Source organism: Fructilactobacillus sp. X7R9C1 (genome assembly GCF_059901005.1).
This window is the reverse complement of the sequence record NZ_JBWXVG010000003.1, coordinates 159604-185469: the sequence shown is the minus strand read 5'-3', so window position 1 is coordinate 185469 and position 25866 is coordinate 159604. Positions and strand designations below refer to the sequence as shown.

The 25866-nt window shown below is 37.8% G+C and carries 22 protein-coding genes and 1 tRNA gene; 6 read left to right on the top strand and 17 right to left on the bottom strand.

Annotated elements, in window-relative coordinates; all coding sequences use genetic code 11:
* Positions 1-104 precede the first annotated feature (104 nt).
* Positions 105-299: a protein YkzS gene (ykzS, locus tag AC6UD0_RS03665; RefSeq protein WP_500693597.1), complete on the bottom strand. Its 195-nt coding sequence runs from the start codon at positions 297-299 to the stop codon at positions 105-107.
* A 163-nt stretch (positions 300-462) separates the two neighbouring features.
* Here ykzS and AC6UD0_RS03660 point away from each other — a divergent pair, with 163 nt between their 5' ends.
* Positions 463-2478 carry an ATP-dependent Clp protease ATP-binding subunit gene (locus tag AC6UD0_RS03660; protein WP_500699311.1) on the top strand — a complete coding sequence of 672 codons (2016 nt, stop codon included), beginning with the start codon at positions 463-465 and terminating at the stop codon, positions 2476-2478.
* Between the two features lie 90 nt (positions 2479-2568).
* A complete protein-coding gene (locus AC6UD0_RS03655) occupies positions 2569-3432 on the top strand; it encodes a MucBP domain-containing protein (RefSeq protein ID WP_500708159.1) in 864 nt (287 codons plus the stop codon).
* A 30-nt stretch (positions 3433-3462) separates the two neighbouring features.
* Here the strand turns inward: AC6UD0_RS03655 and AC6UD0_RS03650 are convergent, their stop codons facing one another.
* The 7 genes from AC6UD0_RS03650 to recX all read right to left on the bottom strand — a co-directional run bounded on the left by AC6UD0_RS03650 (position 3463) and on the right by recX (position 12075).
* On the bottom strand, positions 3463-4884 hold the full coding sequence (locus tag AC6UD0_RS03650) for a C69 family dipeptidase (protein ID WP_500708158.1): 1422 nt from the start codon (positions 4882-4884) through the stop codon (positions 3463-3465).
* Positions 4885-4942: 58 nt separating this feature from the next.
* On the bottom strand, positions 4943-6520 hold the full coding sequence (locus AC6UD0_RS03645; RefSeq protein WP_500706331.1) for a peptide chain release factor 3: 1578 nt from the start codon (positions 6518-6520) through the stop codon (positions 4943-4945).
* A gap of 75 nt (positions 6521-6595) precedes the next feature.
* Entirely contained in the window at positions 6596-8620 is a 2025-nt protein-coding gene (locus AC6UD0_RS03640; protein ID WP_500708156.1) for a CDP-glycerol glycerophosphotransferase family protein, read from the bottom strand.
* 9 nt (positions 8621-8629) lie between these two features.
* Positions 8630-9505, bottom strand: coding sequence for a hypothetical protein (locus AC6UD0_RS03635; RefSeq protein ID WP_500708155.1), 876 nt, complete (start codon positions 9503-9505; stop codon positions 8630-8632).
* A 59-nt stretch (positions 9506-9564) separates the two neighbouring features.
* Entirely contained in the window at positions 9565-9975 is a 411-nt protein-coding gene (gene tagD, locus AC6UD0_RS03630; RefSeq protein WP_500693590.1) for a glycerol-3-phosphate cytidylyltransferase, read from the bottom strand.
* 106 nt (positions 9976-10081) lie between these two features.
* Entirely contained in the window at positions 10082-11245 is a 1164-nt protein-coding gene (locus AC6UD0_RS03625) for an AI-2E family transporter (protein ID WP_500693589.1), read from the bottom strand.
* Positions 11246-11259: 14 nt separating this feature from the next.
* Positions 11260-12075, bottom strand: a complete 816-nt coding sequence (gene recX, locus AC6UD0_RS03620) for a recombination regulator RecX (protein ID WP_500693588.1) — start codon at positions 12073-12075, stop codon at positions 11260-11262.
* A gap of 84 nt (positions 12076-12159) precedes the next feature.
* Between recX and AC6UD0_RS03615 the strand changes: the two genes are divergently transcribed.
* Complete coding sequence (locus AC6UD0_RS03615; protein WP_500693587.1) at positions 12160-12609, top strand: flavodoxin; 450 nt, start codon at positions 12160-12162, stop codon at positions 12607-12609.
* A gap of 21 nt (positions 12610-12630) precedes the next feature.
* Here the strand turns inward: AC6UD0_RS03615 and AC6UD0_RS03610 are convergent, their stop codons facing one another.
* Both AC6UD0_RS03610 and wecB read right to left on the bottom strand, forming a co-directional pair.
* Complete coding sequence (locus tag AC6UD0_RS03610; RefSeq protein WP_500696552.1) at positions 12631-13554, bottom strand: YihY/virulence factor BrkB family protein; 924 nt, start codon at positions 13552-13554, stop codon at positions 12631-12633.
* 3 nt (positions 13555-13557) lie between these two features.
* Positions 13558-14661, bottom strand: coding sequence for a non-hydrolyzing UDP-N-acetylglucosamine 2-epimerase (gene wecB / locus AC6UD0_RS03605; RefSeq protein ID WP_500699332.1), 1104 nt, complete (start codon positions 14659-14661; stop codon positions 13558-13560).
* A 192-nt stretch (positions 14662-14853) separates the two neighbouring features.
* Between wecB and AC6UD0_RS03600 the strand changes: the two genes are divergently transcribed.
* The gene (locus AC6UD0_RS03600) at positions 14854-15792 is read left to right on the top strand and encodes a glycosyltransferase family 2 protein (RefSeq protein ID WP_500695212.1); all 939 of its coding nucleotides are present in this window, start codon (positions 14854-14856) and stop codon (positions 15790-15792) included.
* A gap of 96 nt (positions 15793-15888) precedes the next feature.
* On the opposite strand, the gene AC6UD0_RS03595 is transcribed toward AC6UD0_RS03600, so the two are convergent.
* The 7 genes from AC6UD0_RS03595 to AC6UD0_RS03565 form a co-directional block, all read right to left on the bottom strand.
* Entirely contained in the window at positions 15889-17250 is a 1362-nt protein-coding gene (locus AC6UD0_RS03595; RefSeq protein WP_500693612.1) for a gluconate:H+ symporter, read from the bottom strand.
* A 134-nt stretch (positions 17251-17384) separates the two neighbouring features.
* Positions 17385-18272 carry a GRP family sugar transporter gene (locus AC6UD0_RS03590; RefSeq protein WP_500696550.1) on the bottom strand — a complete coding sequence of 296 codons (888 nt, stop codon included), beginning with the start codon at positions 18270-18272 and terminating at the stop codon, positions 17385-17387.
* A 131-nt stretch (positions 18273-18403) separates the two neighbouring features.
* Positions 18404-19291: a GRP family sugar transporter gene (locus tag AC6UD0_RS03585; protein ID WP_500693583.1), complete on the bottom strand. Its 888-nt coding sequence runs from the start codon at positions 19289-19291 to the stop codon at positions 18404-18406.
* Between the two features lie 144 nt (positions 19292-19435).
* Positions 19436-19508 (bottom strand) — tRNA-Arg (locus AC6UD0_RS03580).
* Between the two features lie 50 nt (positions 19509-19558).
* Positions 19559-20827, bottom strand: a complete 1269-nt coding sequence (locus AC6UD0_RS03575; RefSeq protein WP_500708154.1) for a DEAD/DEAH box helicase — start codon at positions 20825-20827, stop codon at positions 19559-19561.
* A 1-nt stretch (position 20828) separates the two neighbouring features.
* A complete protein-coding gene (locus AC6UD0_RS03570) occupies positions 20829-21824 on the bottom strand; it encodes a Gfo/Idh/MocA family protein (protein WP_500693581.1) in 996 nt (331 codons plus the stop codon).
* Entirely contained in the window at positions 21817-22629 is an 813-nt protein-coding gene (locus tag AC6UD0_RS03565) for a GH25 family lysozyme (RefSeq protein WP_500693580.1), read from the bottom strand. Before AC6UD0_RS03565 ends, AC6UD0_RS03570 begins: the two co-directional genes overlap by 8 nt.
* 205 nt (positions 22630-22834) lie before the next feature.
* Between AC6UD0_RS03565 and gntK the strand changes: the two genes are divergently transcribed.
* Together gntK and AC6UD0_RS03555 are read left to right on the top strand one after the other, a co-directional pair.
* Positions 22835-24400, top strand: coding sequence for a gluconokinase (gntK, locus tag AC6UD0_RS03560; RefSeq protein WP_500696546.1), 1566 nt, complete (start codon positions 22835-22837; stop codon positions 24398-24400).
* Between the two features lie 107 nt (positions 24401-24507).
* Positions 24508-25848, top strand: a complete 1341-nt coding sequence (locus AC6UD0_RS03555) for an APC family permease (protein ID WP_500708152.1) — start codon at positions 24508-24510, stop codon at positions 25846-25848.
* Positions 25849-25866 lie beyond the last annotated feature (18 nt).

Genomic DNA, 25866 nt, shown 5'->3' with positions numbered 1-25866 from the left:
ACTCCTTTAATCGTTTATTTAACTCTATTTACAGTTTAAGAATATCAATTTATCATCTAAAAAACAAGTAATTATCATAAATCGCTTACATAATTGTTATGACGCTAATTTTCAGACGAATAATGATAGGTTAAAATGCCCTTTTCGCTGGCTTTCCCTACGATTCTTTTCCGTGTTGGAAAGCTCATAAAAGCCTGCTGAAATTTCGGAAAATCCTTTGGTTCAACCGTCAAATATTTGATTTTTCCATCCTTTAATTGGTTTAAGAGTCCGGTAAAGTCATTTTCGTTTTTATCCATAATTATTGCCTCCTAATCGGTTTCAATGTTACCACATTAAAATAATTTCTAGATCAGTCAAAATACTTGATTGAATGTTATTAGTGCGTATAATATTCATGAATGGTCAATAAAGGTCAGACTTTCGTCTGACAATTTAGTTAAGCAAAAGGAGGCTTAAACTATGGAAGGACAAGGTTCATACGGATTTGGTAGTCTAGATGACTTTCTTCGTGCCATGCAAAATGGCCAAGTCAATGATTATCAAGTTCCACCACAAAGTGGACGCGGCAACGGCCGAAATGGTTCAAAATCAATTCTTTCAACTTACGGAACTGATTTAACTAAAAAAGCTAAAGCCGGAAAACTTGACCCAGTAATCGGTCGTGATAAAGAAACGGCTCGAGCAATCGAAGTTTTAAATCGTAGAGGCAAGAATAACCCAGTCTTGATTGGTGAAGCCGGAGTTGGAAAAACAGCAATCGTTGAGGGTCTCGCTCAAAAAATTGCTGATGGTACTGTTCCAGAAAAACTTCAAAACAAACAGGTAATTCAATTAGACATGGTTTCAATGGTTCAAGGCACAGGTATTCGTGGTCAATTTGAAAAACGAATGCAACAATTAATTAAAGAGGTTCAGTCAAACCGTAACATCATCTTATTCATTGATGAAATTCATGAAATCATGGGTGCAGGTAATGCTGAAGGTGGCATGGACGCAGGTAACGTCTTAAAACCCGCTCTTGCTCGTGGGGACTTTCAATTAATTGGAGCAACCACCCTAAAAGAATACCGTGACATTGAAAAAGACTCTGCTCTTTCAAGACGACTTCAACCAATCATGGTCAAAGAACCAACGGTTGATCAGTCCATCAAGATTCTAAAGGGTCTACAAAATCGTTATGAAAACTATCATCTAGTCAAGTATACCGATCAAGCAGTGAAAGCGGCAGCTACCCTTTCCGATCGTTATATCAGTGATCGTTACCTTCCGGACAAGGCAATTGATTTACTTGATGAAACTGGTTCCAGAAAGAATTTAACTTTAAACATTGTTGATCCAAAAACAATTGACAAAGAGATTGACAGTGCTGAAAACGAAAAGAAGACGGCTTTAGATAAAGAAGACTACGAACAAGCCGCTTACTACCGTGATAAGATCAAACGACTTCATCAAAATAAGGATAAGGGTGCTACAAGTGAGAAACACAACACCGTTACTGAAAAGGACATGCAACAAGTTGTTGAAGAAATGACCAATATCCCAGTTGGAGAACTACAAACCAAAGAACAACAACAATTAAAGGACTTAGCTCCAAATTTAAAGCAACATGTGATCGGACAGGACAAGGCTGTTGATTCTGTTGCTAAAGCCATTAAACGAAATCGAATTGGTTTTAATGGTAGCGGTCGTCCGATTGGTTCATTCCTATTCGTTGGATCCACTGGGATTGGTAAGACTGAGATGGCTAAACAACTTGCCAAAGAATTATTTGGATCCGAAGATTCAATGATTCGATTTGACATGTCAGAGTATCGTGAACCACAATCAGTTGCTAAATTGATTGGTTCACCGCCTGGCTACGTTGGATACGATGAAGCTGGCCAATTAACCGAAAAAGTCCGTCGTAATCCTTACAGCTTGATTCTGTTAGATGAAGTTGAAAAAGCTCATCCAGACGTTCTTCACACATTCTTACAAATCTTAGATGACGGTCGTTTGACTGACTCACAAGGTCGAACGGTTTCCTTTAAGGACACTGTCATCATTATGACTAGTAACGCCGGAAGCGATGCCGAAGCAAGCGTTGGGTTTACACCAGAAGCAACTGGTAAAACTCATTCTGTGATGGATAAATTAGGACTTTATTTCAAACCTGAATTTCTCAATCGTTTTGATGACATCGTCGAATTCAACCAGCTTTCTAAGGATAACTTAAATCAAATTGTCGATCTGATGATTAAAGATATGAATAACATGTTAGCGTCAAGAAACGTTCACATTGATGTTTCCAAATCGGCCAAAGCAAAAATTGTCGAACTCGGTTACAATCCGTCAATGGGTGCCCGTCCGCTTCGACGAGTAATTCAAGAACAGTTAGAAGACCAAACGGCCGACTACTTCTTGAATCATCCAGAAACTAACAATCTTGTTGCTGATACAGACAAGAACAACAATATCGTTATTAGTACTAAGTAGTGAAAGAGACTTAGATTAGAATTCTAATCTAGGTCTTTTTTTATTTCCAGAAATGGTAAAATCAATATAAACTATCTTTGGAGGAAAATTATGTTTAATTGGATGAAAAAAATCTTTTCAAAAAATAATCATAACTACAAGCATTCAAAACATCGGATGAAAAGACCAATCAGACAAAACAACGTTAAAAAGGCGACAACCTCCATAGATCCATCCGAAATTTCTTTAAACAAACCAAAATCAATTCATACCACCACCCCATTACCTGCCGAAAATCATCAATCAACTCCTAAAAAAGAGGTTATCAGAACCCCAAGTACAGTTTTTATGGAATTTGTCGATCAAAACGGGAATCAATTAAAATCAACTGAAATCATTAGTGGTTCAGTTGGCGATCCAATTAATTTCATCGTTCCCAAAATAAAAAACTACATATTAGTTAGTGTTGATGGAATGACTAAAAAAATGCAAGCAAAAAAGCAACTAATCAAGTTTCATTACATCCCTAAGTTAGGCCAACCAGTTAGCGTTTACTGCTTTGATTTTGATTCATTTCGCTTGCTTCTCCCTCCCAAAATCGTGAATGGTCCATTAAACCAGCAGTTTACACTAAAGGCTCCTGTGATTCCTAACTACCAGCTTCACCTGTCGGTTGGTGACTTAACCGGTCAATTCACAAATAAAACCAAAAATATCATCTTATATTACCGACGTTCTAACTGGAAAGTGGTTCAGTCAGTCAATTATTTAGTCAAAATGAAAATCCCCACTTCCGTTTATGATTCACCGGTGCGAAAGCAAAGATACGATCAAATTTTACCAGCTGGATCAACTTGGCGTGTCTTTACAGAAATTCGAACTAATCAAGATGATTGGTTAAATCTTGGCGGATCACAATGGATCAAAAAGCGATCCACGATTCGTACCCATAACAATGACAAACGTCTAACCTAAAAAAATCCCACTCTTATTGAGTGGGATTTTTTACAAATTTTTATCCATGTTATACGTCAATTTAGAGAGTGTAAGACCCTTTTCCATCAATTCATGCATAAATTGATAGGTTCGACTCCTCATTTCTTTGACCAATTGCTGATTCTGATCTTTCAAAAATTCAGATGCGTCCTGATCATTCATATTAGCAGCTTGACCCATCGTATCTGATATATGCCCTAAAAATAACTCGTTAGCATGTTTCTTAAAATCACGATCCTGTTGAATAAAATTACTGTAATGAGATTCAACGATCATCGATAGTTTACGATACATCCAGTATGCGCTTTTATCATCCATCGTGCGAGGGGTAACCTCATAACTTGGATCAGTCTCGTCAACGTTAGCAAAAAAAGGAACATATGGACTAAAGGCGGGAATTCCAAAATTTAACCACATAATTGCCGAACATTTATCACTTACATCATTTCTAATTTGCAGAACATGTGAATTTTGGGTTCGATTCATTGAAATTGGTCTAAACTGAGTATTCGATTCTTTTGGATCTTTAGCCAATGGATCATATTTGGTCTCGTTATAATGAGAACTCAAAATAAACTGAACGTCACTAACTTCAATTTTACGGCTTGCTTTTCTAATAAACGGGAGATCATTTGAGGTTGGCTCCTGCTCAATCTCGGGATTCAGCACCCTTTGACCATACCAAACTCGAGGTGTGTTGTAATGGTGATCAAATTCATTATGAGTTCCAAAGATATGTCGAAAGTTAAATCCCTCTTTATCAGGATTTAACTGGTACTTTTCAACAAACTCTTGTAACCCATCGGAATACATAAAGTTCTCTGGATCATCAAAATCAACCTGTTGAATTGCAACTTCGTTTGCTACGACCGCATAACAATCGTCAGGAATTCGCTGTGCGACCCAGTGGTGACCAGTAACGATCTCCATGTACCAGACTTCGTTCTTGTCACTAAAAAGGACCCCATTTCCCTCTGGTGAACCATACTTTTTGATTAAATTTCCTAGATAAGTAACTCCATCCCTTGCAGAATCAATGTAAGGAAGAACCATCGATTGTAAAGAATCTTCGGCTAGCCCATGCTGAACAAGCGGATCATGAGCTAAAGCATGCTCGTTTCCATAAACACTTTCAGTGGCACTCATTGCAACATTCTTTTCATTAAATCCACTTTCAGCATAAACGCCTTCTTTTTTAACGTCAGCGTTCGGTGTCATCAAAATTCGGTAACCAGATTTTGGCATTGGGGCAGTAAAACCATTTTGGTTGGATTTCCAAACTTTGTCCTCGTCATGATATGCAGGTTGAACATAAAAACGTTGAGGAGTTAATGGTAAAAAGGTATCATCATTTCTAGAAATCATCGTTGACCCATCAACACTAGCGTCTTTACCAACCATCACACTGGTACAAGCACTTAACTTTTTCATAATTCATATCCACCTTTCACAAAAACTAGTTTATATCGAATATTACGTCAATTCAATCCTAAAGCTTGGCAGTTAACTTGACATCAGGATATTTATCTTTAAACCAGCGTTCTGCAAACTCATTTTCAAAAAGGAATAACGGATCCCCCTTTTGATCCCGTACTAAAATATTTCTAGACGAAGACATCTTTTCGTCCAGCTGGTCAGGGTCAATCCACCGGGCAATTTTATGCCCCATTGGTTCCATCACAACATCTGAGTTATATTCATTTTTCATTCGAAACTGAAATACTTCAAACTGTAGCTGACCAACTGCTCCCAAGATATACTGTCCCGTACTGTAATTAGTGTAGAGCTGAATGGCTCCCTCTTGTACTAATTGTTGAATGCCCTTATGAAACGACTTCTGCTTCATAACGTTTTTGGCTGAAACTCTCATAAATAGTTCTGGAGTGAACTGTGGCAGCTTTTCAAACGCAATCGGTTTTTTGCCAGTATAAATGGTGTCGCCAATCTGAAAATTACCAGTATCATAAAGACCAATAATATCTCCAGCAACCGCTGTTTGAACGTTTTCACGCGTATTAGCCATAAATTCAGTAACGTTTGATAAACGGATCGGCTTCTGGGTACGATCAAGGGTAACATCCATGCCCTTTTGAAATTCACCAGAGCAAATTCGTACAAAGGCAATTCGATCACGATGACGTGGATTCATATTAGCCTGAATCTTAAACACGAATCCAGAAAATTCTGGTGCCGTTGGTTCAATTTCATTTCCTTGAAGAGTTTTGTGAGGACCTGGAGCTGGTGAGAGCTTCAAATAAGCGTCTAAAAAAGTTTTAACCCCAAAGTTAACCAACGCTGAGCCAAAGAAGACTGGTGTTTGATCACCCTTGGCAATTTTTTCTCTGCTAAATTGATTCCCAGCTTCAGAGATTAAATCCATTTCACTTCTAGCATCTTGATAAATGCTATCGTCTGCTAGTGAGTTATCTCCAATAAGATTGCCATCATCATCTAGTTTAATAAAGTTCTGACCATCCGCTTCTGGTTTATAAAGTTCAACTCGATGATCATAACGGTCATACAGCCCCTTTAAAATTCGACCAGAGCCAATGGGCCAGTTCATCGGATAAGCCTCAATTCCCAGTACATCTTCCAATTGATCGATTAATTCCATGGGATCCTTGCTATCACGATCAAGCTTATTCATGAAAGTAAAAATTGGAATTCCACGCATTTTACAAATTTTAAATAACTTTTTAGTTTGCGGTTCAATCCCCTTAGCGGCGTCAATCACCATCACGGCAGAATCCACTGCCATAAGAGTCCGGTAAGTGTCTTCTGAAAAATCTTCATGTCCCGGTGTATCAAGAATGTTAATCCTTTTTCCCTGATAATCGAACTGCATAACCGAACTAGTAACTGAAATTCCACGCTTCTGTTCAATTTCCATCCAATCTGACTTAGCAAAATTTCCACTTTTTTTAGCCTTAACGGTTCCAGCTTCCCGAACAATCCCACCAAAGAGGAGTAGCTGTTCGGTGATAGTGGTTTTCCCAGCATCAGGATGGGAAATAATGGCAAACGTTCTTCGTTTATCGACTTCTTTTTCTAGGTCTGCTTTTTTCATCTTTACTTCCTTTCTGTTATAGATTAATTGTATACCATCAAACAAACAAAAAATCCGGAAAACTCCGGATTATTTTTAACGAATTTGTTGCATCACATAATCAATCGTCTTAATCGAACTAAGTCCATCGTTAATCCGACAGAAGCGATTGTAAAATTGCATAAATTTAGGATCGTTTTCAACGTTTTCGTCTTTTAAATCAGTTGAGATTCCTTTCATTAACTCATCAGAATCATAGACGATCCTTCCAGGCAAATCTCGTTCATAATTCAAGTAAAAGCCACGCAACTCATTCTTATACACGTGATAGTCATAAGGATAGAACAAAATTGGCCGTTTAAGGTAAGCGTAGTCAAAAAAGACTGAGGAATAGTCGGTTACCAGCAAATCTGAAATTAAATATAAATCAGAAATGTTGGAATAGTTCGATAGGTCATAGACGAACCCTTTGTAATCAGAAACGTCTAATGCATTCGAAATCAAGTAGTGCATCCGTAGAATTAGGACAGTATCACTTCCAAAGTGTTGTTTGAACTCTTCCAAACTAAACGGTAGCTTAAAAGTATATTTCCCCTTGCTCTCAAACTGATTATCTCGGTAAGTAGGAGCATATAGGACAACTTTCTTGTCCCGTGGGATTCCCAATCGATCCTTAATCTTATTAATCTCAGTAGGATTATTCCCGTTAATCAATTCATCATTTCTTGGATATCCCACCTTTAAAATCTTGTTTTCATACCCGAAGGCACTTCTAAAGACCTTGGTTGAAAAATCATTTGGTGAAATCAATGCATCCCAACGATTAGCTTCTTTAACAAAGTTATCATGGTACTTATTGGTTGTCGTACCAGGCATTGAAACTCGTTCAATATCTAACCCTAATTTCTTTAATGGTGTGCCATGCCAAGTTTGAACATACGTTACATAGTCTGGTTTAACGACCCAGGCAGGAAATCTAGCATTGCTAATCCATACCTTAGCCTTTCCCATGGTACGAACCCAACGTCCCGTATTTTTAATTACATAGTTAATGTTATGATCCTTACAAAATTGCTTTTGTGACTTTTGAATGGACCACACAAAGTTAATCTTAGGATGTAATTTTTTAAACACCTGATAGATAGCATAAGGACTATCACTCACCTGACGTCCACCAAAGCTCTCAAACACGATCGTCGTAGTAGCAAATGGTGTATGCCCCCGTTTAAACAACTTTCGTAAGCGCAAACGATTAACTTTACTTAATAAGATTTTAAACGATTTCCACAAATGCTTAGCTTTTCCGTAAAACTTAGTAAGTCTTTTTGTAGGAGACGGCCGTCTTCTTTTAATAACACGAAGTTGACCTTGCTTCCCCGCTTTTAATACTAATTCACGATTATCACCTAAGTGAGAAACGGTTTTAAACGATGAAAGCGAAACATCCATCACCAATCTTTGCTGAAAATGCTTACCATGATAGTCATACCTGATATACAAACGATATGTATCTTCATCCTTTAGCTCTTTAAGCGGAATGGTAATCGCAAAAATCCCTTGAAAAGGTGAATCGGTAATCGGATAAAGTCGTTTGCTTTGATCACTTGCTTGTTTAATTACAATTGCCATCTGATCAAGTTTTTTACCGTCAATGTGGTTAAACCCCGTTAATCGTAAATTACCGCCACCAAGCAAATTAACCGAGTTCATCACAAATTGCTTTTTAGATCGGTTTGTTCTGACATAAAAGACTGCCATGCCAGACGGGTCAATCTCATATTGATAATAAGCATTTAACCCGATCCGCCGAACGGCACTCACGTATTCACTTTCAACTTGAATAAGGGTTCGATGGTCACTATTACCACACGAATAATAGAGTTGCCATTCAAATTCATCCTGTCCCACGGAGTCAAAATGAAATTTATTTGGATCAATTATAATTGCTGCTTCATTGCCACTTACGTCCCCTTTAAGAATGGGAACGGTGATTGAAGCTAAGCTTTCTTTTTCAATCAAAGTAACAGTTGCATCTTCATCAGCGTAACTAGGATTAATTAATTCAAATTCAATTTTCAACTTTGTTTGTTTTGGTATAACGTTAGAAAGTATTGCTCGCATTATTTCTCCTTAATAGTTGAAAATCACGTTTTGACCAAGATATTTAGAAAAGTTAACCATATCATCCAAATCGATAAAAATGGTAGTCTCCTTACCTTCAGCATACTTATTAACTAAAGCAACGTTAAATGCTGAAATATCACTATAACGGCTTGCATTGCCATAGTCTGAAATGACATATGATCGAGCATCTGAACCTTTAGACAAATACTTCAAATTACCAAGATTAACATCATAATCGATTAAATCACTAGTTGGTCTAGCAATCTTTAAACTTGTTTCTGGAGGTGAAACAACCGAGGTTTTACTAAGATAAAAAATCTGAGCTGCTCCACCGTTACTTTGATCCACCCGACATGCCACGTCACCACGTTGATTTAAAAATTTAATTACTTGATGTTCATCATTAATCCGTTTGAAAACGGCAGTAGCCTTATCATGATTGTCATAATAAATCGTTTTGCTAACGTTATCTCCGTCATAAAAGATCACTTTGAATAAACCTGACCCAGCCAAAATTTCCTTTCGTTCAGCTCGAACCACCCCATTATGGTCACTGTAGACTTGAACGGATTGACCCTTAACCACTCTGTCGTGAACGTCAAATTGGGTTAAATCGTTATTTAAATCATGATTTTGATCAAAAATCCCACGTTGTTTACTAAAAACGTCAAACAATTGGATGATTTCTAATTGCACTTGCTGATGAAAAGAATCAGATGATTTTCTAATTAAAGTGGCCACATACTGTGATTGATCGTAGTTTAAAATGGAAATTACAACTTTAATTGAATTCCCGTCATCGATCATTCTTTCCAATCGTTCTTTAAATCGGGGCTTTTCAGCTCCATGAACTGAAGTTACCAAAAAAAGTGCTTGTTTCATTTTGCTCCCCTTAAACTAAAACATTCTAAGAAATAAAACGAAGAATCCTGGGACTTAAACTAATCTTTCCAATCCTTTTGGCTCGTGACGCCTAAATCAGACTTGATCTTAGACGTTGAAATTCCTTGGGTTCGCGGCAAATAAATTACTTTACAATACTCTTTAAGAAAGTCAAACTTACCCTTCCAATCGTCACCCATAACAAAGATATCAATCTTATGATCTTTAATATCTTGAATCTTCTGGTTCCATCCCTTTTCAGGAATTACTTCGTCAACGTAGCGGATAGCGTCTAAAATGTACTTACGATCCTCATAAGAATTATAAGCACGTTTCCCCTTTACGGCATTAAACTCATCCGTCGAAAGACCGACCGTCAATGAATCACCTAATTCACGAGCACGTTTTAATAAACGCACATGACCCTTGTGAAGCAGATCAAATGTGCCATACGTAATTACTTTCGTCATAATATCTCCTGTCAGAAGACCATAATTAATACTCCTACTTATCAACAATTAAATGTTAGCATATCTTCCATTATCGTCAATAAAATTCACGATCCATAACTAAAGTTTAATTTGGCTCATTTTCAGATGAATTAGTTTTTGCTGAATTAGTGGAATTCGAATCGTCATGTTGAACTAACCAAATATTGTAACAATATTCAATCACAACCTTCGCAATCGCATAAACTGGAATGGCTAGAATCATCCCAAACAACCCAGCAATGTGGCCAGCTGCAAGTAAAATGATAATAATAGTTAGTGGATGAATCTTTAATGATTTCCCAATCACATTCGGGTACACCAAGTTTCCATCAATTTGTTGAACAATAATGACTACCACAATTACCCAGATAACTTGCATAATATTATCTGAAAAAGCAACAAAAAGTGATGGAATAATTCCAATGTAGGGACCAACGTACGGGATGATATTACATAATCCAGCAAAGACCCCGAGCAAAAGAGCATACTTTTGGCCGATCAGAAAGTATCCTAAAGTGGTAAACGTTCCAACAAACAGACACTCAATGACTTGGCCACCGATGTAACGTGAGAGGGTATGATTCATTTTTTTAAGTAGCGTTACCGTTTGTTTCCTGTGGTGTTTGGAAAGTCCTGGAGTTAACTTTTCAATGCTTGGAAGTAGTTTGTTTCCATCCTTTAACATGTAAAACAGAATGACAGGAACAGTAATTGCCGTGATAACCACGTTCGTTGCCATCGAAATAATCGTTCCCGCACTATTCGTCAAATTAGCCAAAACTGTTTTCAAATACGATGAATATGAGGACTGAATCTTGTCAACAATGGGACGCCAGTCCACTTTTTTTAAAAATCCATAACGTGTGATTTTAGTTAGTAATGTCTGCCCTTGTTTAGCAAATTCAGGCGCTGCCCCTACCATGTTAGCCACCTGAGTAATCAACCGTGGTACAAATGAAAACGCCATGTAAACAATAACCCCAATCACAATCAAAAATACGATGGCGGTGGCCCAGGTACGATTAATGTGTTTTGTTTTTGTGATTTTTATTTTCATTAGGAGGTTAACGATCGGATTTAACATGTAATACAAGAATCCCGCTAACAAGAGTGGAACGAAGATCGTTGACACAAAAATTACAATCGGCGAAAAAACAAAACTAATTTTGGAACATAAATAAACGATTCCAACTGCAATCAAAATCTCAACCGTCCAAAAAAATAAAGCCGAATTTTTAAATCTATTCATTTGATTCACTCCAATTAATTTTCTTTTGTGTCCAAAAATTGATCAATATCATCAAGATCAAAGCCCTTTCGATATAACAACTGCTTGGCTTTCTGACGTCGACTCATATCATTATACTTCTTATACTTATTCCAAGCCTTGTTACCCTCTTTAGCAAGTAACTCATTTTGATGATCGACATCACTTTGAAAGTCTAATTCACTAATGATTGTATCAATATAATCAAATGAGTATCCCTTTCGGTACAAAGCCGTCTTAGTTTTTTGCATCCGTTTGTTAAAGGGATATCGCTGATTATGAGCAAAGATTTTTTGGGCCTGCTTTTTACCATTTTTAAGCGTCATTTCGCTCGAATAATTAACTGAAATTGCCTCATTTATGTATTCATCTGCAATTCCCTTTTGTTTTAAATACCTTGAAACAGCCATGGGACCCTTATTCTGTTGTTCAACAATTCCTTTGACGTAGGTGTCAGCATAATGTTCATCATTAAGTAGATTAATCTGTTCTAGTTTTTCAACCGCTTCATCGACTGCTTCAAGGTTGTCTGAATATGATTTTAACTTATCTCTAACCTCTTTTTTTGAACGAGTCTGATACGAAATAAAATCAATAGCCTTATTATATAACTTTGAAACATCGTCCGCCGCCTTAATTTTGTCAATCTCACCTTGGCTTAACTCAGATCCCTTGAAGATCCCAAACTGAATCATCACTTCTTCACTCACAGGAAAAGCATAATGATCATTGACGTATACATTATATCTTCCCGGTCTTTTTTGCGAAGCAATTTTTGTGACCTTTAATTTATTTGCATTTTGCTTATCCATCAGCGCTAACTCCCATCAAATTAACAATTTGAAACTATTCTGATATACTTATTTGAAAACACTACAAAGGAAGTGGTTTCACTCATGCCAAAAGCACACGTGATTTACGCCACCATTACTGGTAATAACGAAGACGTTGCTGATATCGTCACCGAGGGACTTGAGGACCTTGGCGTAGATGTCGAAGAATCTGAAATTTCTCAAACCGACGCGGACGAACTTAAAGATACCGATATTATTGTTATATGTCCATACACCTACGACGAAGGAGCTCTCCCTGAAGAAGGGATGGACTTTTTTGAAGATTTAGATTCACTGAACCTAAAAGGAAAAGTTTTTGGAGTGGCTGGTTCTGGAGACGTTTTTTATCAAGAATATTATAACGTTGCCGTCGACGCATTTACCAAAGCTTTAAGGAAAACTAACGCTACTCAAGGAGCTAAAAGCGTCAAAATCAATCTTGAACCTGATGAAGATGACATCAAAGTTCTTGACCAGTTTTCTCGTGAACTGGTGAAATCCACCGAAAAATAATTTAGCAAAAAACATCACCACCTAATCCTGGGTGGTGTTTTTCTTTTTGGAACGAAATTTACGTGCACTAGAAATAATAGACCGAACGGATCCGTTTGTTGATTCAATGTTACCAGTAAAGTACTCTTGGATACTGGCATTAATAACGGCACCAAACATCAGCACGAGTCCAATAAAATATAACCACAACATCACTACTATAAAAGTTCCTAACGTCTTATAAGCGGTAATATTTCTAAAAAAGTACTCAATGATTAGCGAAAAAGCTTGTGACAAAATCATTAAACCAAGCACAGATATCGCTGATCCTAGAATTGTATAACGAATCTTGGTCTTAACACTTGGCACAAAATAGTACAAAAGCATCACAACTATGAAAGACCCAGAAATAATAAATGGAATTCGAATGGATGCCACCACTTGCGTTGCAATGGTTGAAAGATGCAGAATTGGTCTCAAGTACGTGATAATTTCTTGACCAAACCCTTGCAAAATCATTAAAACAATCAATAAGAGTACCAGTAAAAGCATCCACACAAATGAAATTAAACGATTCGTGATGGCATTCTGAGTGTCAGCTACTCCGTAAGTTCGGTTAACCGTTCGTTGAAATGCTGCCATCGCCTGACTAGCTGACCAAATTACCAGCAACAACCCAATCGATAAGCTACCACCACTATTATTATTATCAAAAGCTGACTTAATCATGGGCAAAAGCATCGTATAAATCGATGACGGAACCGCGGTTCTGATATACATTAAGATATCATTAGGATCTCCATGTAAAAGTTTAATGATGCTACCAATCATAATTAAAATTGGAAACAGTGATAAGAGGGAATAATACGCCAAGACGATGGCAGAATCAGAAACGTTTCCCATCTTAAAATGTTTCATAACTAACTTAACAAATGAAATTACTTTTTGATTTGTTTTTAGTTCCACAAGCTAGGACTCTCCTTTAAAAGTTGCCTCAATTGCAGATAAAATTTGCTTAGCTGCCGTTCCATCCCCATAAGGATTATGAGCATCAGCCATCTTTCGGTATTCATCTGGATTATCAAGTAAGTCCTCCATCGCATCTTTAATGGCCTTAGGATCAGTCCCAACTAATCTCAAAGTGCCCGCTTTAACTCCTTCGGGGCGTTCAGTCGATTCTCTAAGAACCAAAACGGGCTTTCCAAGTGAAGGAGCTTCTTCTTGAACCCCACCAGAGTCAGACATAATAAAATAACTCCGAGCAGCCATATTATGAAAATCAACCACATCTAAAGGTGCAATCAAATGGATACGAGAATCACCCTTAAAAATCTGTTGGGCCATCTTTTGAACCACTGGATTAAGATGAACTGGATAAACCACGTCCACATCAGGATGTGAATCAACCACCTGTTTAATTGCCTGAAACGTTCGCCTCATCGGTTCACCTAAATTTTCACGTCGGTGCATTGTAAGTAAGATGATCCGATGATCAGGTTCAATATCATTTAGGATCGAATGATGATAATCATCACTAACCGTTTGATGAAGGGCATCAATTGCTGTATTCCCGGTAACAAAGATGTTTGACCCCAGATGATTCTCTTTTATTAAATTTTGCTTACTTAACTCTGTGGGTGCAAAGTACAAGTCAGCTAAAACATCCGTTAATTGACGATTCATTTCCTCTGGATATGGGGAATATTTATTATGAGTACGCAGCCCTGCTTCAACGTGACCTAACATTTTTTTATGATAAAAAGCAACCACTGAAGCGGCAAACGTACTCGTAGTATCACCATGAACTAGAATAATATCTGGATTAGTTTTAGAAATAATTGGACCTAACTTAGTGATCACAGAAACAGTAATATCTCCAAGTGTTTGATCATTCTTCATAATGTTTAAATTATAATCGGGAGTGATTTTGAAAATATCGAGAACCTGCTGCAGCATTTCACGATGTTGACCCGTGACCACTGTGATTGGTTTAAACTTGTTTCGATTTCGCTTCATCTCTAAAATAATTGGAGCCATCTTAATGGCCTCCGGTCGAGTTCCAAAAACAGTCATAACTTTAATTGGTTTGGTCACATTTAATCCCTCCCATTTGCCTAGTACCTTAAGTATATCAAAAGATTTACCCAATTCCGATGCCAAACCACTTTAAATAATGATAAAATGATATTAAACAATCTGTAAATAATTGGTAATGTATTTTTGAATTTAAAAGTTTAATTGCCAAGTACTAAGGAGTAATTAATTTTGGAAAAAATTAGTCTGATTGTTCCTTGTTATAATGAACAGGAATCAATTGAACTTTTCTACAAAACTGTGGAAAAGGTTTTTGCACAAATGAATAAAGACGGTGAAAAGTATGAGCCTGATTACCTTTTTATAAATGATGGATCAAGTGACAATACCTTTAAGATCATTAAAAATCTTCACGAAAAACATCCTGACACCGTTCACTTCATCTCATTTTCAAGAAACTTCGGGAAAGAAGCTGGAATGGCTGCTGGGCTAAGAAATGCCAAAGGCAATTACATTGCATTAATGGACGTTGATCTCCAAGATCCGCCGGAACTACTTCCTAAAATGCTCAAAATTATTCAGACCCAGGACTATGATTGCGTTGGGTGTGTCCAAACAAGCAGAAAGCAGAATCCAGTTCGAGCTTTCTGTTCTTCGATGTTTTATAAGGTCATCGATAAAATGTCAGACGTTAAAATTAAACCTAACGTTCGAGATTATCGTTTAATGTCTCGACGTTACGTCGATGCAGTAAATGAACTAACAGAATACAATCGATTCTCAAAAGGAATCTTTGCTTGGGTTGGTTTTAACACCAAATATTTAGAGTATCAGGGGGTCCCTCGGGCTGCTGGAGAAACTCATTGGTCTTTCTCACAATTGGTAGAATACTCGATGGAAGGAATTATTGATTTCTCTGATGCTCCACTAACCTTTGCCACTTACGTTGGGATAATCTCATTTTTACTCTCACTCGTTGGGATTGCTTTTGTCGTTATCAGGGCATTATTCTTTGGAGGAGCCGTATCTGGTTGGCCTTCTTTAGTATCAATTATTCTCCTAATCGGTGGAATCCAACTCTTCTGTTTGGGCATTCTAGGAAAATACATTGGAAAAATTTATTTAGAAACGAAACACCGTCCTCAGTACATCATTAAGGACGAAGCATAGTTTAACCGGTAGCCACCTATAAAATTATAGGTGGCTTTTTTATACAAAAAAGACTTCACATCATAAAGTGAAGTCTTTTTGAATTTATTAACTAACTTAGAACATTCCAAGAATTCCATTCAGAATCAAGACCATTATTAGCCCCACAACTGAAATCACGGTTTCTAACACCGTCCAAATTGAGAAAGTTTGTTTCATAGTTAAGTCAAAGTATTCTTTGAACATCCAGAATCCGGCATCATTAACGTGTGATGCGGCAAGTGATCCAGCACCAATGGCTAAGGCCATCATTACTGGGTTAACGTTCAATGAAGACATCAGTGGCATAACAAGTCCGGCAGCAGTCATTCCAGCCACCGTAGCTGAACCTAGCGATACACGAAGAATAACGGCAACTAACCAGCCAAGGATGATTGGAGATAGTGATGAGTGCATCATGATGTTCTTAACGGCATCACCAACACCACCATCAATCAAGACTTGCTTGAAGGCACCACCACCACCAATAACCAATAGAAGCATGGCAATTGATTTAACGGAGGCTTCAATACTCTTAGAAACGTCACTCATTTTCTTACCACGATGGAAGCCCATTGACCAGATAGCAAATACTAAAGCAATTACCATGGCAATCATTGGGTTACCTAACATCGAGATAATAGCATCAAATCCTGATGGCTTAGCAACTGCTTTCCCGCCATGGAAAACTAACTGGTAAATGGTATTAACCGCCATGAAAATAGCTGGTAATAATGAAGTTAAAACCGAAAGACCAAAACTAGGAGTTTCATCTAACTTGTATTCTTTAACTTCACCAAAAGCTGGCAGGCTCTTCTTGACTACGAACGCGCTCGGAACAAACTTCTCAGCAAACTTCGTAAAGACAGGACCAGCAATTAAAACAGCTGGAATTGCAACAATGATACCAAAGAGCAATACCTCACCAATATTAGCGCCCAAGGCTGTGGCAACAGCAGTTGGAGCAGGTTGTGGTGGTAAGAATCCCTGGGTTGCTGACAATGCAGCAGCCATTGGAATTCCTAGATAAACAAATGGTACATCGGCTTCAAGGGCAACCGCGAAGACGATTGGGGTAAGTAATACCAATCCAACTTCGAAGAACAATGACATTCCGATAATGAACGAAGCAATTACGATTGCAATCTGTAATCGCTTCTTTCCAAATTTGTCGATCAGCGTCTTGGCGATTCGATACGAACCACCAGAATCAGAAACCAAACGACCGATCATGGCACCGAATCCGAAGACGATGGCCAATTCACCTAATGTACTACCAATACCAGTCTTAATGGCATCGGCAATTGATGCTGGGTTCATTCCTAATCCAAGCGCAACTAAAATAGCTGTGATGATCAAGGAAACAAAAGTATTTAGCTTAAGTTTGATGATCATGAAAAGGAGAAGTGCGATTCCTAAAATCAACACTATGAAGGGCATGTATGACATTTCTTTTCCTCTTTCCAATTATTAAATTAAAACAACGCTATAAATTAATTGTATACGGTTTCATGCCAGTTTTCAACACCATCTTTTAAAATTAAGCTTCAAAATAGCATCAGCCACCTCTTCTTTTACTTAATAAAACTAGTAATGACTCCTCCAATAATGACGAAAATCATTCCAATGGTAATATATAAAAGTTCTCTTTTAGTTTTGTGTTCGTGTAAAAAGATGATTCCACCAAAGGTTGATATGACAACACACATTTGCGAAATCGTAAATCCAGTTGCTACTCCATTTAATTCGGTTGAAATCAAATAGGTTAAAGCACCAAATCCAAACAAGAAACCACTGATAATATTTTTATAGGTAGCCACTTCTTTAAACGGATTAACCTTGGTTTTAAATATTATAAAGCAGGCAAAGATAGTTCCCATCACGACCATTCCAATGGTTTGAGGGAGAAACGCTGCCCATCCATTCGTATTAGCAACTTTTGGGAATGCCGAATAGCCAACATACCCAAAAGTTCCGATGATTAAAACTAAAACACCCTTTCTAATATTAACCTGTTGCTTTTCTTCCTCAGTTTTTGGTGCTAACGTTCTGTCTTTTTTGGTAGTTAGTAAAACACCCAAAATGATTAAAATAATCGATCCGAATCCAGCTAACTTTGGAATCAAACCCGCCCATTCACCAAAAACAATTACTCCAGTTAATGAATTGCCAATCAACTGAAGACCAGTTGACACTGGCATGGACAACGAAACTCCCATCAGTGAAAATGCAGTGTACTGAGTATATTGTCCAATTGCCCATGCCATCCCAGACAGAAGACAAAGCCAAAAAACTTCTTTTGAAATCACTGGTTGCTTAATGAAATAGACAATAACAGCAATTAAAATGGCTCCATATGTAGAACCCATTAGTTGATTAATTGGCTTTCCACCTAGCAAACCGATTGAAATTGGTAAGATACCCCAAGCAATAGCTGGTAATAATGCAATTAAAATATTCAAACTTAATCTCCCGAATTAAAATAATTTCTAATAATTCTCTTCAAGTTCAATATACTACCTTTTAAATCAAACCGATATTCAAAGTCACAAAAAAGGACACCAAATGTGTCCTTTTTTGAAAAGATAAAATTTTAAATAAAACTTGTAATGACACCACCAAGAATGACACAAATCATTCCAAGTGTGACAAATACTAGTTCTTTCTTTGTCTTGTGTTCGTGAAGAATTATAATTCCACCAAAGGTTGAAATGACAACACACATCTGTGAAATCGTAAATCCAGTGGCCACTCCGTTTAATTCAGTCGAAATTAGATAGAAGAAGGCACCAAATCCGAACAAAAATCCGGTAATAATGTTTTTATATGAAACAGCTTGTTTAAACGGATTAACCTTGGTTTTGTAAGCACTAATAATAACAAAAATCGTTCCCATGATGACCATTCCGATCGTCTGGGGCAGAAAGGCTGACCAACCATTGGTATTAGCAATCCTTGGAAAATCAGAGTAACCGATATATCCAAACATGCCAATTACTAACAGAATTAAACCATTCCGAGTATGCTGAGCGGCATTCTCTTCAGCCGTCTTGGGTTCATTACTGCCATTGTCTTTCAAAGTTGTTAGTAAGACCCCAATGATAATCAAAATAATTGATCCAAAACCAGCTAGCTTGGGAATTAAGCCAGCCCATTCACCAAAGAAGATTACTCCGGTAACTGAAGTACCAACTAACTGCAAACCAGTTGAAATTGGCATCGTTCGTGATACACCAATTTGAGTAAAGGCCATGTACTGAGTCATTTGACCAACTGCCCAAGCCATCCCTGAAAGTAAACACCACCAAAAGTCCTGCATGGTGATCACTGGTTGTTTAAAAATAAACACAAGGATGGCAATGATTAACGCTCCATATGTAGTTCCCATCAACTGATTAACTGGCTTACCACCGATTAACCCAGTTGCAATAGGAAGGAGCCCCCACCCTAACGCTGGGAGTAAAGCAATTAAAATATTCAATATAATTTCCTCCTAAAATGTAAATCCGTGCAGAACTCATTATAATCGCCCATAAGCCCAAAAATCAATTAATTAATTGTCATCACCAACATTTGCCCAAATAAAAAACACCTCATTTAAATGAAGTGTTTTAACGCTTATAGATGACCCCACTCAGACTCGAACTGAGATCGACCGCTTAGGAGGCGGTTGCCCTATCCAGTTGTGCTATGGGGCCAAAAACATTTTCTATTCTCTCACGAATAAAAAATTTAGTAAAGAAACAAACTAATGGTGATTTTTATGACTACTTGGTTTACCCTTATCTTTTTGTTTTCGTTTTCGGTGTTTATTCTTTTTTGGTTTAGCCTGGATAGCTTCGTGCACCTGTCTTTTTTTAGTCAGTGCCTGTTGTTTGATTTCTTTTTGATGCTCTAACTGTGAGTCATCAATGTGATCAACAATCTTGCCGTTGAAATAATAAATCGGTTTTAAATCGTATTCACTATTATCTAAAACGTGCTTTAAATCGCGAAGATCATGGTCATCTCCAAAATTAATTACTAACCCTGGCTCACCCATTCGGCCCGTTCGACCAACACGATGAATGTAGGTATTCGATTCATTTGGCAAATCATAATTAATCACAGCTGGTAACTTGGTAATATCAAGTCCCCTTGCAGCCACGTCTGTCGTTAATAATAATTTGATTCTTCCCAAACGAAAATCATCCAGAGCCTTTTTGCGACTCTGTTTATTTTCACCAGCAGTTAATTTTTGAACTTTAGCATTCCCCTCGTGTTTGAAGAAATTAAAAGCCCGATTAAGCGTATCAGTCTGATTAAAAAATACTAATGCTTTAAATCCTTGCATTTTAGATAACCGGTTTAACATCTCATTTCGTTTGGCACGCGAAATTTGAAAGAGGCCATGGGTTACCTTACCCCTGGTTTGATCAACATCCCTAACGTCAATTATGTCGGCACTTTTACCCATTTTTTCCTTTAGATGATACAAAACATCAGTGTCTGTAGCAGAAAAGTAGGCAGCCTGAGCATCTCTTGGAACTGCAGCAATAATATTTTTAACCTGATCTAAAGAAGTATCGTTGAGCAAATCATCAGCTTCGTCAATGACCACTGTTTCAACGTCATTAACCTTTAATTTTCGTTCATTAATCAAGCTAAGAATTCTTCCGGGAGTTCCCACAACAATCTCTGGATGTTTTTTTAACTGTTCTTGTTGCCGTTTAACGTTTGCTCCACCAATCAATGGCAAAATTTTCACTTTAAAAGAAACCGCCCAATCTCTAATCACACCTGCCACTTGCATCGCCAGTTCTTGAGTAGGTTCGATCACAATGACCTGTGTGCCAACCCCTGGCATCGAATTAGCCAAAATCGGCATTGTAAACGCCACGGTCTTGCCAGAACCAGTTGGTGATAGTGCGACAATGTCATTTTCACCCTCAATCATCGGTGCATAGACTGCTTTTTGGATTGGGGTCTGTTTTTCATATCCTAATTTTTCAAAACGCTTAACAAATTGTTCGAGCACACTATTCTCCTATTTGTAAATAATGAATTCCAGCACTATCAGCAAGACGTCCCATTAAAGCATTAACTTTCTGCATTAAATTCAGTCCTCCAACGTATCGATTTTCGTAAACAGGATTCCCTGGATGATTTATGACTTCAGCAAAATCATTTGCTTCTGGAATCATCGGATTGTCGGTATAAAGAGGAGAAATCTCACTTTCTTTACCCTCATTCATTAATTTAGCTGCCGTAAACTCACCAGCATTATCAATTAAGACCGTTTGCTTTCCACAGTAGATCTCTGATTGTTGATACGAAGTAGTCACCTTACTAAAGTTTAAAGTAACATCAAATGTACCATAGTTTAAAACTGCAACCCCTCCACCATCTGCTCCGGTTTCAATGAATTTAGGATAGTACATCTGTGTTCTTGGTAATCCAAATAGAGCAACGGCATCATACACAGGATAAACTCCGAGGTCTTCCAAGGCTCCGCCACCAAATTGAAGGTTAAAGACATTCGGAACTTCACCCTTAAGAACCTTATCGTAGCGAGAAGAATATTTGCTAAAAGTAAATTCTGCCCCATCAATTTTAATATCATCAATTTGATCTTGAACCGCTTTAAAAGCGGGCATGTGAATGTTCCGTGCTGCTTCCATTAAGCGAGCTTTGGGATGTTGCTTTAACGTGTCGATGGCAGATTGGAATTGATATGGTCCAATAAAAGCAGGCTTTTCAACAATGACATTCTTGTCATGCTTAAGTGCTTCAATGACTTGTTGATAGTGAATGGCATTTGGTGAAGCAATATAAACGGTGTCGAATTTGTCAGATTCAAAGAAAACCTGTAAATCATCAAAAATGTTGTCACAATCATTTGGCTGAGCAAATTTCCGCGCCGTATCTAATTTTCTTGAATAAACAGCGTTCAACTTATACTTGCCAGTACTAACAGCAGCATCAACAAACTTTTGTGTGATCCAGTTAGTTCCAATTATTCCTAATTTAATCATTATAATTCTCCCATTGTACTTCTTCATTATTCACAATATTTACCTGACCTAGATACTGATTCCACTGCTTCTGGTTCCCATTAAAAGCTACGGAATCAAAGCTTCCCTTCTGTCCATCAATGTTTAAATGATCGGAAGAATTCATGTTGATAAAGCGCACGTGCGGTTTCTTTGCATCGCTTTCACTATTTAACCAAAAAGCGGCATGTGGAATTGATCTAAATTCTCGGTACATCTTCTCGTTAGTATTAATAATAACAGGTCGATCGTATCTCTGGTACAAAAACTGAACGAATTCATTAATCCGTTTCTTTTGTTGCTTTAAATTCACGTTGTTTTCATCATACGGATAGTAATATTGAACTTGAATGACGATTGGAAGCGTCCCGGTATTATCTTTGACTTGAGTTATAAAATTACTCTCTTGGTCCTCAATACTACTCTTAAATCCATAGGTATGATAAACCCCAATCTTTAAACCAGATCCCTGACTGCGATTGTAATTATTGTCAAAATTATCGTCAGCAAAGCTTGCTCCTTGAGTAGAACGAATGTACACGAACTTTTGGCCTTTCTGTTTAAGTGCCGTAAAATCGATGTACCCATCGTCTTGATTTACCGTCACACCCTGAACTGGATACTTTTTCAAAAGTAATTCGCGATCACGATTTTTATGAGCAAAGTACATCCAAATGGAAATAACGATAACTAGTAGCAGTACACTAACCAGTCCAATTAATGCCCACCTAGTTAATTTTTCTTTTCTTGCTTTTTTTCGAAGGTTGGACCGGTTAATCTCAGTCATTTGGACCTCCTCAATCATTTCTTATAATTAGTATAATTATAAATCAATATTATCACTATTTATTGATATTCGCTTGAATTCAAACGTTGATTTCAATATAATGAAAGCGTTATAAGTAGTATAATTTTTTTACTCGATCACTTAATAAAGTTGGCATGAAATCTGTCATAGAGTGCATCAACTAGCATGGAAGGGAAAGATTATAATGGAAAACGTAATTGGGGTCGACATCGGAACTACAAGTGTCAAAACCGTTTTATACGATGACAAAGGTGAAGTTAAAGGTTATTCAAACGATGGATATACTTTGTATCAAGACACTGCCGACATGGCAGAAGAAGATCCAGAGGAGATTTTCTCAGCGATGATTCAAGGTCTACAAAATGTTCTTAAAAAAGTAGACCCTAAAAAAGACACCATCAAGGGAGTTTCATATTCGTGTGCGATGCACAGTTTGATCCTCTTGGATGAGAACCACAAGCCGCTCACCCGCGCAATCACTTGGGCAGATAATCGTGCCGTTGAATACGCAGATAAATTAAAAGAAAACGGCATTGGAATGGAACTTTACAAAAAGACTGGTGTTCCAACTCATCCAATGACACCACTTGTAAAGGCCATGTGGCTCAGAAATGAAAAACCTGAATTGTTTAAAAAAGCCCGTTATTTTGTTGGTGTTAAAGAATACATCAACTATAAATTATTTGGGGTTCTAAAAGAAGACTATTCGATCGCTAATGCAACTGGCCTATTCAATATTTTTGACATGGACTGGGACGATGAAGCATTAAAAGTTGCTGGCATCAAGCGTGATCAACTGCCTGAATTAGTAGACACCACTTATCAATTAAAGGGCTTAAACGAAGAATACGCCAATAAAATTGGAATTGATAAAGATACACCATTTATCATTGGTGCTTCTGACGGTCCTCTGGCTAACTTAGGGGTAGACGCCATTAAACCAGGTGTAGTAGCTGTCACAATTGGAACTTCTGGTGCCGTTCGTGTCGTTAACGACAAGCCAACGATTGATCCTAAGGGTCGTGTATTCTGTTACTACCTAGCTAAGAATATGTGGGTTGTCGGTGGACCCGTTAATAACGGTGGAATTGTCTTCCGTTGGGTTCGTGATCAACTTTGCTTGCCAGAAAAAGTCACTGCCGAACAGATGAATATTGATGCTTACGATCTTCTAACTGAAATTGCTTCTAAGATTCCAGCAGGATCCGAAGGGTTAATCTTCTTACCGTTCTTGGGTGGTGAAAGAGCTCCAATCTGGGATGCCGACGCTCGTGGAACATACTTCGGTCTGACCAGAAAACACACTCGTGCTCACATGATTCGATCTGCTCTTGAAGGAATCGTGTATAACCTCTACACCGTTATGTTAGCTCTTGAAGAAGTTGTTGGCGAACCAAAGAGTATTCAAGCAACTGGTGGTTTTGCTCGTTCAGAACTTTGGCGCCAAATGTTAGCCGACATCTTTGAACAAGACGTCAACATTCCAGAAAGCTTCGAAGGTACGGCTCTTGGAGCTGCTACCCTTGGAATGTACAGTTTAGGCATGATTGACAGCCTTTACGACGTCAGCAAGTTTGTTGGGGTTACCAATACTCATAAACCAAATCCAAAGAATTACCAAGCTTATCGTGAATTGATCCCAATTTACATTCGTTTAAGTCGTCATCTTCAACCAGAATACAAAAACATTGCCAATTACCAACGTGAACATGAAAATGATTGGAAAACCGGTCCAAAAGACGAAGACTAAATCAATATCACTAAAAAGCATCCAATTGGATGCTTTTTTATTTTATGTACTGACTTCGATTTGGCCCCATGCTATAATTAACCATTACGCAAAAAGGAGTGGATCAAATGCCTCAAAGCAACTTAAAGAAAAACATTGGAATCGGTGCTGCCCTGTCAACTGTCATGGGAACCGTGATCGGTGCTGGAGTCTTTTTCAAAACTGCCAGTGTCGTATCTAATACTCATTCTGTTACTCTCACCATCCTAGCATGGATCATTGGTGGTCTTTTAACAATTTGTGGTGGACTAACGGTTTCAGAATTGGCTGCGGCCATTCCTAAAACTGGAGGAACCATTCAATACTTAAAATATACTTATGGACCGCTAACTGGATTCCTACTGGGATGGGCCGAAATTCTTGTGTATTTTCCGGCCAACTTAGCGGCTCTCTCAATTGTTTTCTCCACTCAACTAATTAATTTGTTTCACTTATCAACATCACTCTCAATTACCATTGCAATTATTTGTGCATTAAGTGTTACGTTAATTAACCTTTTAGGATCAAAAGTAGCCGGAAGAGTCCAATCTTTGACACTAATTGTCAAATTAATTCCTATCTTTATCATTGTAATTGCTGGACTATTACTCCCGGGTCACGTCGACGTATCTTTTTGGCCTCCAATCCAAAACCATGGCTCCACTAACCTATTAACTGCTTTTGGTGGCGGATTACTGGCCACAATGTTTGCCTACGATGGATGGATCAACATCGGAAGCATCGCCGGCGAAATGAAAAATCCCCAAAAGGACCTTCCTAAGGCCATTATTTTGGGTTTAACTTTTATTATGATCATCTACGTTTTGGTAAACTGGGTTTTCTTAAAAAATATGCCACTTGACCAAATTGCAGGAAATCAAAACACCGCCTATGAAGTTGCCATGAAACTATTTGGTGGCATTGGCGGAAAACTAGTGACCATTGGCATCTTAATTTCCGTTTATGGCGCTATGAATGGTTACATCTTAACCGGGATCAGAGTTCCGTATGCAATGGGTAAAGACGATCAATTACCATTTAGTAAATACTTTGCAAAACTTTCTAAACACACTGCTACTCCCTATATTTCGGGATTATTTATGTTTATGATTGCTGTCATTATGATTTTCATGGGTAGTTTTGATATGCTAACTGACATGTTAGTTTTCGTGATGTGGATATTTAACTGCCTTTTGTTCGTTGCTTTATTCATTTTAAGAAAACGTGAACCGGAGTTGGTTCGCCCATATAAAGTACTTTGGTATCCAATTGTCCCAATTCTCGCACTAGTCGGGGGAATCTTTATCTTAATTTCAACGATCCTAACCCAAACCGTTTTGGCTATCATTGGTATCATAGCCACTTTAATAGGAATTCCAGTTTATTACTGGCATAAAATGATGAAAAACAAAACTTCAACTGAAAAATAAAAAGAATCTAGCGAGCTA